Origin of the sequence: Streptomyces sp. NBC_00016, from assembly GCF_045040885.1 — a bacterium.
Lineage (GTDB): Bacteria > Actinomycetota > Actinomycetes > Streptomycetales > Streptomycetaceae > Streptomyces > Streptomyces coriariae.
Genome location: NZ_CP108304.1, coordinates 3570627 through 3582718, shown reverse-complemented (window position 1 = coordinate 3582718; position 12092 = coordinate 3570627). Strand labels below are relative to the sequence as shown.

Here is a 12092-nt window from a genome sequence, read left to right as displayed (position 1 = left end):
GGCAGGGGGCAGCACACGAGCGCGCGGGGCGTCGCGTCCACCGGCCCACTCCACGAGACCCGGACGTCAGGGCACCCGGACCGGACGGCCGGGCACGCTGTCGGCAGGACCTCGGACTGAACAGGCGTGCGCATACGGGTATGCATGCACGCAAGTACACCGTTGCGGGACAGTTCCGGATTCGCACCGGATTCCCCTGCGGCGACAGCGAGCATGAGCATACATCTTGTGCTCACCTGTCACGCCACCACCAGATGTTGTGTCGGGGCGGTTTCAGAGCGTCAGCTGACAGGCGATCAGGGTGAGATCGTTCCGGTGTGGCACGGGATGCCGGTCCCGCTCGGGTGTACGGACGAAATCCGGATGTTCGCAGACGTGGTCCCGGGTTGCGGAGCGTGCCGGGAGTGATTCCGTGGAAGTAGGCGTCGGCGCCGTGCGAATCCTGTGTCCCGCGAGTCCTCCGTCCCGGGAACCGCCTTCTCGGAACTCGCAAGGAGCACGCCATGACGAGGGTCGTCCGCCATCCGCCCGGCAAGGAGCGACCGCGCGACGCGCCGATGGCCACACTGGTCTTCCGACGGGCGGGACACCGGGTCGGACACGGGTTCGTCGGCCGCTGGCACTCCCTGACGATCCGTCTGGAGGCCCGCCGCGGCGCCACCCGCCCCAGGAAATGGCGCCGATGGGTCTCCTACGCCAACGTCACCAGGGTGATCTGGCTGGTCGCCGTGCTGGCGCTGCTCGCCTGGGTCGGGGAGGGCCTGTTCATCCTCGTCACGCACGACACGACCGGCTTCGAGCAGTGGCGGCAGGGCAACCAGGGGTTCGACACCGTCTTCAAGTTCGTCGGCCCGATCCTCGCCGCCTCGATCGCCGCCGCGCTCTTCCTGTTCTGGTGGTACCGCTGGACCAAGCGGCGCTATCTCACCAAGGCACTGCGGGATCCGCGCCGGCTGGTGCCCACCGCCGGATACGACACCGCCGAGATCGTGGGCCGCGAGGACATCGCCCAGGTCATCGCCGAGCGGCTGCGGGAGCGCGACACCCGGCGGCCGTATCTGCTCGTCGGCGGAGTCGGAACCGGGAAGACCGCCGTCCTCGTACGGCTCACCGAACTCCTGGCCCGCCAGCACGCCGTACCGGTGCCGGTCAGACTGCGGGACGCGGCGGACGGCACCGACCTGAACTTCGAACGCCTGGCGAGGCAGCGCTTCGCCCAGGAGGCACCCAAGGGCATTCTGGCGCGCAGCAAGACCGACCGGGTGGGCAGCAACTCCTCGCCGACGACAAGCCGGTCGTCCTCGCCGACGGCCTGGAGGAGGCCCTTCTCGACGACGGCCGGCAGCAGAACCGGGACAACGTCATCCGCCGGGCCATCGAGCGCGCCCGCGAGGAGAAGCTGCCCCTGGTCATCGCCTCCCGGCCGCACAGCCCGCTGGAGGCCACCTCCGCCGCGATCGTGGTCCTGGAACCGCTCAGTGAGGAGGAGGCACTGCGCTTCGTCGAGGCGGACGTACCCGAGACCGACGAGCGCCGGGTGGACTGGATCGTGGAGACGGCGGAGGTGACCGAGTCGCCGATCTATCTCCAGATCGCCCGTGAACTCCACCGGCGGGGAATCCTGGAGCACGACCGTCCGGACGACGATCCGCGGCACCTGAACACCCGCAGCCGCGACCGCGCCACCCTGCGGCTCTGGCTGCTGGAGACCTGGGCCGAGGCGCTGTGCGAGGGGAAGCTGCGCGAGGAGGTCGCGCTGACCCCGCGGGAGCGCCACGACACGCTCGAAGTGGTCTCGGCCCTGGCCTGCGTCGGGCTGCTCCAGGACAAGCTGGAGGTCGGCTTCGCGGAGCTGCTCGACCCGGACATCCTGCACCCCGGCCCGGCGCGGCGCGTGCGGACCCGAGCCGAGCACGTGTGGGCCGGCCGCGGCTTCGACCAGTACGGCAAGCGCGGCAACACCCTCTCCGTCTGGCACCGGCGCCGGATCTGGGACGCGCTGTGCGAGCGGCTCGGCGACGCGGAGCGCAGGCGGCTGCGCGAGGGCAACATGGACCAGTGCCATGCCGTCCTCGCCCGCTTCGCGGCCCACGCGAGCAAGCTCAGACTGGTGGAGGGCTTCGAGCACAGGGTCCGTTTCCCGCACAGCATCATCCAGGCCTACTTCGGCTGCCGCCTGCTGAACCACCTGGGGGAGCGGGGCGCCGGAGACCTGGCCGAGCAGGCGCTGCAACCGCCCGGCCCCAGCCGGGAACTGCTCATCGCCCTCGTCCTGCTGTCCCGTGGCCGGGCGGCGAACCCTCCGGCCCGGGGACACGGTGTGCGCGCCGAGATACGCAAGGAGATCGCGGAACTCGTACGGCAGACGCCCGTGCGAGGCCGCCCGCTCGCCCACCGGCTGTGCGCCGCCGCGGGCCGCCGCACCGACGACCCCAAGGCCCTGGACCTCTATGCGGCCGCCCTGGAGATCGAGAGCGCCGAGGACGACCCGGGACAGCTGGGCGAGATCGTCACCGCGGTGCGCGCGCACTGGGCCGGCATCAAGGGGGACCGGCGCACCCTGCGGGACGCCAAGCGCAGAGTGCTCAAACAGCTGGGTGCCGCGCTGCGGAAGGTCTCCGACCGGATCGACACCACCCCGCTGTACTGGGAGCTCTTCCGGCTGGGCATCCAGGAACCCTCCTACTCCATCCGCCTCGTCGTCGCCCAGGAGTTCGGCACCGGCGGCAACGCGGCGTTCGCCGTGATCCGCGAGCGGGTCGGCCTGAACAGCGATCCCGTGCAGGAGTACAACGACCGGCTGGACAAGCTGAAGGCCTGGAAGAGACAGGAGTACGAGGCCTGGTCCGAACGCATGGGCAGGGCGCGGGCGGACCGTACGTCCCCGGGGGGCGTGTCGGCCGAGGACATCGGGCGGCTGCAGGAGGACCGCAAGGAACTGAACCGGCGCTACCGCGACCGACGGGTCGATCTCTTCCGGGAGTTCGTGATGCGGGCCTGGATGCTTCCGATGCTTCTGGGCTCCGTCGACGAGGCCCATCGCGACGAGGCCCGGGAACGCCTCACCAAGTGGCTGCGCCACCTCGACCCGGAGTTCACCGGCGGCGCCCCCGATCTGCCGCTCGCCCTGGAGGCCGCGCTGGCCCAGGGCTTCAAGTACGCGGCCAACCGGCGCCACCGACACCCGCACACCTACCTGGGGGGCCGCAACGACCTGATCCGCCAGGCGGAGACCGTGCTCCAGCAGTCACGCTGCTGGTACGCGCAGCTCAGCCTGCTCCAGGCACTGTGCCTGTGGGAGCTCCCGGACGGTGCCGGCGGCCGGCCCGACGGTCACCAGCCGTTCCAGCGGCTCGGCGGAGCCACCGCCGTAGGGACGGTGAAGCGCTGGCTGTCGATGGCGGGCACGGTGAACGCGGTGCCGGGGCACCCGGCCCGGCCCGGCGCACCGGCCCGGCGGCGCCTGCATCCGTTCGTCGCCGAGGCCGGCGACCTGGTCGCCCTCGCCCTGGAGACCGGACAGCCCGAGCGGTTCCTGTGGATCGACGAGAAGGGCGTCGCCGACAACATCGGCGCCCGCGCGGGCAGCACCGGGGGATACCGCAAGCACAGCCTGTGGATTGCGCCCTCGGTCGGCTGGAGCACCCTCGACCCGCGCGCCCAGCGTCTCGTTGCCGACGTACTGGTGATGCTGAACCTCATCGAACGGGACGGGCACCCGGACGAGGTCGAGGAACGCCTGGCCCGCATGGAACAGCCCGGAATGTCGTTGCCGTCGTGCATCTGCACGGACCGGGAGCCGCTGCGGCCCGGACTGCGCGTCGGCACGTCCACCCCGCCCGCACCGGGCTCGACCTGTCTGCCCGGCTGCAGGTTCCAGCTCTGTCCGTACCCGCCCCGGGGCGGTGTGCCCCGGGGAGAGATCCGCGAGCCGTTCTGCCGCCAGCAACAGGCCCTGCTGCCCGGCAGCGTCCGGCGCTGGCTGCCCCGGGGGCTGCGCAGAAAGACCCCGCACTGGGTCGGTATGCGGGTCCGTGAACTGGACCGCTTCTGGGACGCGATGGCCAGACGGACGCGGGACTAGGACCCGTCCGGCCGGCCATCGCCCGCCCCTGGGCCACTCAGTGGCCGGCGCCCGCCGTCGCCGGGGGCAGCTCCACCGCCACGCCCGGGTCGCCCGCGTCCGCCGTGTAGTCCTCCGGCTTCGTCTCGTCGATGCCGTCGGGAGCCTTGGCGGCCCTCAGGACGAAGGTCAGCACCACCGTGACGACGACGTTGATCACGAACGCCGTGAGACCGATGTAGCCGATCTCGCCGATGCCCGGGATCTCCTTCGACGAGCCGCCGAAGTGCTTCTGGGTCGGGGACGCGACACCGTACGCGGCGAAGGTGCCGTAGAGCATGCCGACCGCCCAGCCGGCGAGCAGGGCCCAGCGGTGGAACCAGCGGGTGAAGAGGCCGCCGACCAGGGCCGGGAACGTCTGGAGGATCCAGATGCCGCCCAGCAGCTGGAAGTTGATGGCGACCGTCTTGTCCATGGTGAGGACGAAGACCAGGGCGCCCACCTTCACCAGGAGCGAGACCAGCTTGGAGACCTTCGTCTCCTGCGCGGGCGTCGCGTCCGGCTTGATGAAGTCCTTGTAGATGTTGCGGGTGAAGAGGTTCGCGGCCGCGATCGACATGATGGCCGCGGGTACGAGCGCGCCGATGCCGATCGCCGCGAACGCCACCCCCGCGAACCAGGACGGGAACATGTCCTCGAACAGCTGCGGGATCGCCAGCTGCCCGTTGGTGACCTTGACCCCGGCCGCGATCGCCATGAAGCCGAGCAGCGCCAGCAGGCCCAGCATCAGGGAGTACAGCGGCAGGATCGTGGTGTTGCGACGGATGACCTCACGGCTGCGCGACGACAGCGTCGCCGTGATCGAGTGCGGGTACATGAACAGCGCCAGCGCCGAGCCCAACGCCAGCGTGGCGTACGTCCACTGGCCGGGTTCCGCCGGTGCCAGCGCGCCGCGCGGCTTGCCCGTCGCCGGGTTGGTCTGGCTGAACGCCTCGCCGGCCTTGGCGAAGATGTCGTCGAACCCGCCCAGCTTGATCGGGATGTAGATGATCGCCACCGCGATGACGATGTAGATCAGCGTGTCCTTCACGAACGCGATCAGGGCGGGGGCCCGCAGACCCGAGGAGTACGTGTAGGCCGCCAGCACGCCGAACGCGATCAGCAGCGGCAGGTCCTTCACGAACCAGTTGGTGTCCTCGCCGCCGCCGACGCCCATCACGTCGAGCACGGCCTGGATGCCGACCAGTTGGAGCGCGATGTACGGCATGGTCGCCAGGATGCCGGTGACGGCGACCGCCAGCGACAGGCCCTTCGAGCCGAACCGGCCCCGCACGAAGTCCGAGGTCGTCACATAGCCGTGCTTGTGGGACACCGACCACAGGCGGGGCAGGAAGGTGAAGATCAGCGGGTAGACGAGGATCGTGTACGGAACCGCGAAGAAGCCGGCCGCGCCCGCCGCGTAGATCGCCGCGGGTACGGCGACGAAGGTGTACGCGGTGTACAGGTCGCCGCCGAGCAGGAACCAGGTGACCCAGGTGCCGAACGACCGGCCGCCGAGGCCCCATTCGTCGAGGCTGTCGTTCTCGGCCTTGCGCCAGCGCGCGGCCAGGAAGCCCATGACCGTGACGGCCAGGAAGAAGAAGATGAAGACGGCGAGCGCGACGCCGTTCACGCCGTCCTTCACTCCGACGCACCACCCTTCGCGGAGGAAGCCGAAGAACCGGCGGCGCGGCCGCGCTGGTCACGCTGCCACAGCTTGTACGCGGTCACGGTGAGCGCGGCGGACAGGGGCACCCACAGCATCTGGTACCAGTAGAAGAAGGGGATCCCGATGAACGCCGGATCCACCTTCGCGTACGAACCCACCCACAGCATTGCCACGAAGGGCGCGATCAGACAGAGGGCGATGGCGACGCGCGCAGGCGTCACCACCGGTTCCCTCGTTTCCTCGTCGGACATCGGCGGCCGTCCCCTCACTCTGATCGCCTTGATCACAGATGTAATGCGCAGGCAATGTAAGTGACGGATAAGCCCAGCGGAAGACCCTCCACAGACCCTCTACTCGGTGGGCTGCTCGCCGGGCCGCTCGACGGCTACTCGGTGGGCCGCTTCAGCCGGGCCACGAACTTGTACCGGTCGCCCCGGTACACCGACCGCACCCACTCCACCGGCCGGCCCTCCTGGTCCAGTGAGTGGCGGGAGAGCATGAGCATCGGCAGGCCCACGTCGGTGCCCAGCAGACCCGCCTCGCGCGGGGTGGCCAGCGAGGTCTCGATGGTCTCCTCGGCCTCGGCGAGACGGACGTCGTAGACCTCGGCGAGGGCGGTGTACAGCGAGGTGTACTTGACCAGCGACCTGCGCAGGGCCGGGAAGCGTTTCGCCGACAGGTGGGTCGTCTCGATGGCCATCGGTTCGCCGTTGGCCATGCGCAGGCGCTCGATGCGCAGCACCCGGACGCCGGCCGTTATGTCGAGGAGGTCGGCGAGGCGGTCGTCGGCGGTGATGTAGCCGATGTCCAGGAGCTGCGAGGTCGGCTCGAGGCCCTGGGCGCGCATGTCCTCGGTGTACGAGGTGAGTTGGAGTGCCTGGGACACCTTCGGCTTGGCGACGAAGGTGCCCTTGCCCTGGATGCGCTCGAGACGGCCCTCGACGACGAGTTCCTGCAGGGCCTGGCGGACGGTCGTGCGCGAGGTGTCGAACTCGGCCGCCAGAGTGCGCTCCGGCGGGACCGGGGTGCCCGGAGACTGTGTCTCCGTGATGTCGAGCAGGTGTTTCTTCAGGCGGTAGTACTTGGGCACACGCGCGGTACGGACGGTCGCCCCACCCTCGTTCTCCGCACTGCTGACGTCGGTGCTCATGGCCTGCCTTCCCGGCTGCGGGTGCCGAAATGGCCGACACGCCGTCGGCCGCGGCTCACATCGTGGCACGGACGCGGGGATGCTGCCCCACCGTTCCGTGATCCCTCTGTATACCGTCGCAACCTTTGCTGGTCTAGTCCACCAGGGCAAATGGTCTACCGGAGCGGCACCCTCCGAGGCCCGGGTTTTCGAGGGCTTCTTACTTAAAGGTTCCTGCATATGTAGGTCCCATAACGGCTGTTCGGAGGGGGTTCGGCCACCCTTGACAGGCTTATTGGTCTGAGCCAAGCTCTGCGCACTGGTCTACACCATTGGTCCAGATCGAGTTCCCGGCCCGTGGGCGGGGGGTGTGGCATCCCTGAGGAGGATGGCGTGAAGCGCAAGCTGATAGCCGCGATCGGTATCGCGGGCATGATGGTCTCCATCGCGGCGTGCGGGGACGACAGTGGCAGCGGGGACTCGAAGGGCACCGACGCCAAGGAGCTGACGGTCTGGCTCACCGTCGACGCGCAGAACAACTGGCCCGATCTCGTGAAGGCCGCCGACGCGGCGGTGCAGAAGGCGCACCCCGGCGTCAAGATCAACCACGAGTACTACGGCTGGCCGGACAAGAACGCCAAGCTGGACGCGGTTCTCGCCACCGACAAGGCCCCCGACGTCGTCGAGATGGGCAACACCGAGATGCTCGGCTACATGGTCAAGGGTGCCTTCGCTCCCCTCGACACCGCCAAGTTCGACAACTCCTCCGCCTGGCTCGACGGCCTCAAGGCCTCGGTGACCTACGACGGCAAGACCTACGGCGTCCCGTACTACGCGGGCGGCCGGGTCGCCAACTGGCGCAAGGACCTCTTCGCCTCGGCGGGCGTCAAGACCACGCCGAAGACGTACACCGAGCTGACCGCCGCCCTGGACAAGGTCCAGAAGAAGGAGGGCGACAAGTTCTCCGCCTGGTACCAGCCCACCCGTGACTGGTACGCGGCCATGTCCTTCGTCTACGACGCCGGCGGCTCGATCGCCAAGGAGGACGGCGGCCAGTGGAAGGCCAACCTGTCCTCGCCCGAGTCGATCAAGGGCCTCACCGAGTTCAAGAACGTCCTCGACAAGTACATGCACGGCGACAAGACCAAGGACGAGTCCGACCGTTACATCGTCTACGGCCAGGGCAAGTCCGGCATGATCTTCGCCCCCGCCTGGGAGGGCGCGACCGCCGCGGCGAAGGAGAACGACAAGACCGGCAAGCTCGCCAACAACGTCGAGAACTTCGTGATGCCCGGCCCGTCCGGCAAGAACCTCCCCGTCTTCCTGGGCGGCTCCGACCTCGCCGTCCCGGTGAAGTCGGACGCGCAGGCCCTCGCCGCCGAGTGGATCAACGCCTTCACCGGCCCGTCCGGCCAGAAGGGCCTGATCGCCAAGGGCAACCTGCCCAACAACAAGACCGACCTCGCGACCCTCAAGAGCGACCCGGCCACCGCGGTCCCGGCCACCGCCGCCGAGTCCAACTGGTTCGTCCCGATGGCTCCCGGCTGGGGCCAGGTCGAGAAGGCCCAGGTGCTGCAGACCATGCTGCAGAGCATCGGCACCGGCAAGAAGACGGTCGAGGCCGCCGCGAAGGACGCGGACGCCGCGATCGACAAGGTCATCAACACCAAGTGACCTGAGGGCAGGGCCCCGTCGACCCCGGAGGGCTTCATCGGGGCGGGGCCCTGCCTCCCGTACGACCCGTACGGGGCTTCGCCTTCGTACGACCCGAGGGACCGCTGAGGAGCGCGCGGATGAGTGCCGCAGACACGACCACTGCCAAAGTGCCGCCGACGCGGCAGTCGCCACCACCACCGCCCGCGGGCGGACCCGGCGCGAAGAGACCACGCGGCGGCCGCGGTTCCCGCGGGGCCACGACCCCCTGGCTGCTCCTCGCCCCCTGCCTGCTGGTCCTCGCCCTGGTGATGGGCTATCCGCTGGTCCGGCTGGTCACCCTCTCCTTCCAGAAGTTCGGGCAGTCGCAGCTGTGGGGCTTCCAGCCGGCCGAGTCGGTCGGGTTCGACAACTTCACGGGTGTGCTGGACGACGGCGAGTTCTGGCAGGTCGTCATCCGCACGATCGTCTTCGCGGCCGGCTGCGTGATCTTCACGATGGTCATCGGCATGCTGATCGCGCTGCTCCTCCAGCGGGTCTCCGGCTGGGTGAAGACCCTCGTGAACATCGCGCTCGTGGCCGGCTGGGGCATGCCGGTCATCGTCGCCACCACCGTCTTCAAGTGGCTGTTCGACGCCGACTACGGCATCCTCAACGCGGTCCTGAGCAGGCTGCCGGGCGTCGACCTGATCGGCCACAACTGGTTCGCCAGCGGACCGCAGGGGCTGGCGGTCATCATGCTCCTCGTCGTCTGGGGCGCCGTGCCCTTCGTGGTCATCACCCTCAGCGCCGGCCTCACCCAGGTCCCGGCCGAACTGGAGGAGGCCGCCCGCCTCGACGGCGCGGGCGCCTGGGGTGTCTTCCGGTACGTCACCCTGCCCATCCTCAAGCCGATCATCGTGATGCTCACGACCCTGTCGGTCATCTGGGACATGGGCGTCTTCCCCCAGGTCTTCGTCATGCGCAACGGACACCCGGAAGCCGAGTTCCAGATCCTGACGACGTACTCCTACGACCGCGCCTTCGTCGTCAACGACTACGGACAGGGCTCGGCGATCGCCCTGATCACCGTGCTGCTGCTGCTCGGTGTGGTCGCCGTCTACATGCGCCAGATGCTGAAGATCGGAGAGGTCGAATGAGTGCCGTTGCCTCCGAGGCGAGCCGGGCGGGAAGCCGGTCCGGGCGCCGCAGGTCGAAGTCCGGCTGGAACCTCCTCGGCGTGCTCGTCTTCGTCGTCGCGGGCTTCCCCGTCTACTGGATGCTCAACACCGCGTTCAAGCCGGCGAAGGACGCGATCGACCCGGACCCGAGCCTGCTGCCTACGGGACTCACCCTCGACAACTTCAGCCGCGCGCTGCACATCGCCGACTTCTGGGGCCCGGTGGGCCGCAGCCTGCTCGTCTCCCTGGCGGTCGTGGCGATCGGCGTCGTCGTCGGCATGCTGGCCGCCCTGGCCATCTCCCGGTTCGCCTTCCGCGGCCGCAAGATCGTGATCGTGGGCATCCTGGCCGTCCAGATGGTCCCGCTCGTCGCCATGATCATCCCGGTCTTCCTGCTCCTGAACGACCTGGGCCAGTACGACAAGCTGACCGGCCTGATCCTCACGTACCTGACCTTCATCCTCCCCTTCACGGTGTGGACGCTGCGCGGCTTCATCGTCAACATCCCGAAGGAGCTGGAGGAGGCCGCGATGGTCGACGGCTGCTCCCGCACCGGGGCCTTCGTCCGGGTGGTCTTCCCCCTGCTGGCGCCGGGCATGGTCGCCACCTCGGTCTACGGCTTCATCCAGGCCTGGAACGAGTACCTCTACGCCCTGATGCTGCTCAGCCAGAAGAACCAGACGGCCACCGTGTGGCTCAGCAACTTCTCCACCAAGCACGGCACCGAGTACGCCCCGATGATGGCCGGCGCCACCATGATGGCGCTACCGATCGTCGCCCTGTTCCTCCTCGTCCAGCGCAAGATGGCCGCGGGGCTGACCGCGGGCGCCGTGAAGGGATAACGCCCCCGATGACGACAATCGCCAGCGGCACGGACACTCTCACCCGTGACGCCCTGACGGTCCTCCAACCCGGCTTCCCCGGCACCACCGCCCCCGACTGGCTACTGCGCCGCCTGGGCGAGGGTCTGGCCTCCGTGGGCCTGTTCGGCCGGAACATCGCCTCGCCGCAGCAGCTCGCCTCGCTGACCGCGCAGTTGCGCGCGGAGCGGGACGACGTCCTGGTCGCGATCGACGAGGAGGGCGGAGACGTCACGCGCCTCGAGGTGCGCACCGGCTCCAGCTTCCCCGGCAACCACGCGCTGGGCGCGGTGGACGACGTCTCGCTCACGCTGGAGGTCGCCGCGGAGCTGGGCCGCCGCCTCGCGGAGTGCGGCGTCAACCTCAACTGGGCGCCCTCCGCCGACGTGAACTCCAACCCCGCGAACCCGGTCATCGGGGTCCGCTCGTTCGGCGCCGACCCCGGCCTGGTCGCCCGGCACACCGCCGCCTACGTCACCGGCCTCCAGTCGGCGGGCGTGGCGGCCTGCACCAAGCACTTCCCGGGGCACGGCGACACGGCCGTCGACTCCCACCACGCGCTCCCGCGCATCGACGCCGACCCCGCGGTCCTGACGGAACGCGAACTGACCCCGTTCCGCGCCGCCATCGCCGCCGGCACCCGCGCCGTGATGAGCGCGCACATCCTGGTCCCCGCCCTGGACCCGGCCCGGCCGGCGACCCTGTCCCCGCGCATCCTCACCACCCTGCTCCGCGAGGAACTCGGCTACGACGGCCTGATCGTCACCGACGGCATGGAGATGCAGGCCGTCGCCGCGACCTACGGCATCGAGCGCGGCAGCGTCCTCGCCGTCGCGGCCGGCGCCGACGCCATCTGCGTGGGCGGCGGCCTGGCGGACGACGAGACGGTACGCCGCCTGCGCGACGCCCTGGTCACCGCCGTCCGCACGGGCGAGCTCCCCGAGCAACGCCTCGCGGACGCGGCGCAGCGGGTGCGGGCACTGGCCCGCTGGACGGTTTCGCGGAGCTCGGCCGCGGCCGGCCCCGACGAGGGGGCGGCGCGCGCGGGCCGCAGCGCCGGGCGAGCCGATGTCGGGCTGATCGCCGCCCGCCGGGCACTGCGCCTCACCGGCGACGACGTCTTCACCCCGCTCACCGAAGCGCCGTACGTCGCCGCGCTCACCCCGGTCGCGAACATCGCCGTCGGCGACGAGACCCCCTGGGGCGTGGCCGCGGAGCTGGGCCGGCTGCTGCCGGGGACGGAGACCGGCAGCTTCGCGGGCACGGACGCGGGACACGCGGCGCTGGTCGCGGCGGGCGAGCGGCGGATCGTGGCCGTGGTCCGCGACGAGCACCGGCACGCCTGGATGGCGGCGGCCCTCGACACGCTCCTCACGGCGCGCCCGGACACGGTCGTCGTCGAGATGGGCGTCCCCCAGGCCCCGCCCCGCGGCGCCCTGCACATCGCCACCCACGGCGCGGCCCGGGTGTGCGGCCGCGCGGCGGCGGAGGTCATCGCGGCCGGCACGCACGCCTGAGC

At 70.1% G+C, this 12092-nt stretch carries 9 protein-coding genes and 1 riboswitch; of the genes, 6 read left to right on the top strand and 3 right to left on the bottom strand.

The window, feature by feature from the left end:
• Window positions 1–106: 106 nt before the first annotated feature.
• Window positions 107–196: riboswitch (cobalamin riboswitch) on the bottom strand.
• 307 nt (window positions 197–503) lie between these two features.
• Both OG933_RS15675 and OG933_RS15670 read left to right on the top strand, forming a co-directional pair.
• A complete protein-coding gene (locus tag OG933_RS15675; RefSeq protein ID WP_405627538.1) occupies window positions 504–1568 on the top strand; it encodes a hypothetical protein in 1065 nt (354 codons plus the stop codon).
• Window positions 1460–4084 carry an ATP-binding protein gene (locus OG933_RS15670; RefSeq protein WP_405627536.1) on the top strand — a complete coding sequence of 875 codons (2625 nt, stop codon included), beginning with the start codon at window positions 1460–1462 and terminating at the stop codon, window positions 4082–4084. Before OG933_RS15675 ends, OG933_RS15670 begins: the two co-directional genes overlap by 109 nt.
• 37 nt (window positions 4085–4121) lie before the next feature.
• Here the strand turns inward: OG933_RS15670 and mctP are convergent, their stop codons facing one another.
• The 3 genes from mctP to OG933_RS15655 form a co-directional block, all read right to left on the bottom strand.
• Window positions 4122–5747 (bottom strand): monocarboxylate uptake permease MctP, encoded by a 1626-nt coding sequence (gene mctP / locus OG933_RS15665; RefSeq protein WP_405627534.1) that lies wholly within the window; start codon window positions 5745–5747, stop codon window positions 4122–4124.
• Window positions 5744–6022, bottom strand: coding sequence for a DUF3311 domain-containing protein (locus OG933_RS15660; RefSeq protein WP_362530275.1), 279 nt, complete (start codon window positions 6020–6022; stop codon window positions 5744–5746). The genes mctP and OG933_RS15660 overlap by 4 nt, the downstream gene beginning before the upstream one ends.
• Window positions 6023–6156: 134 nt before the next feature.
• Entirely contained in the window at window positions 6157–6921 is a 765-nt protein-coding gene (locus tag OG933_RS15655) for a GntR family transcriptional regulator (protein WP_020130765.1), read from the bottom strand.
• A gap of 372 nt (window positions 6922–7293) precedes the next feature.
• Here OG933_RS15655 and OG933_RS15650 point away from each other — a divergent pair, with 372 nt between their 5' ends.
• From OG933_RS15650 to OG933_RS15635, 4 genes are all read left to right on the top strand, one after another.
• Window positions 7294–8574: an extracellular solute-binding protein gene (locus tag OG933_RS15650; RefSeq protein WP_362530272.1), complete on the top strand. Its 1281-nt coding sequence runs from the start codon at window positions 7294–7296 to the stop codon at window positions 8572–8574.
• Window positions 8575–8693: 119 nt separating this feature from the next.
• Window positions 8694–9692 carry a sugar ABC transporter permease gene (locus OG933_RS15645; protein WP_362530270.1) on the top strand — a complete coding sequence of 333 codons (999 nt, stop codon included), beginning with the start codon at window positions 8694–8696 and terminating at the stop codon, window positions 9690–9692.
• Window positions 9689–10555 carry a carbohydrate ABC transporter permease gene (locus tag OG933_RS15640; RefSeq protein ID WP_028806995.1) on the top strand — a complete coding sequence of 289 codons (867 nt, stop codon included), beginning with the start codon at window positions 9689–9691 and terminating at the stop codon, window positions 10553–10555. The genes OG933_RS15645 and OG933_RS15640 overlap by 4 nt, the downstream gene beginning before the upstream one ends.
• 8 nt (window positions 10556–10563) lie before the next feature.
• Complete coding sequence (locus OG933_RS15635; protein ID WP_405627532.1) at window positions 10564–12090, top strand: glycoside hydrolase family 3 protein; 1527 nt, start codon at window positions 10564–10566, stop codon at window positions 12088–12090.
• Window positions 12091–12092: the final 2 nt, after the last annotated feature.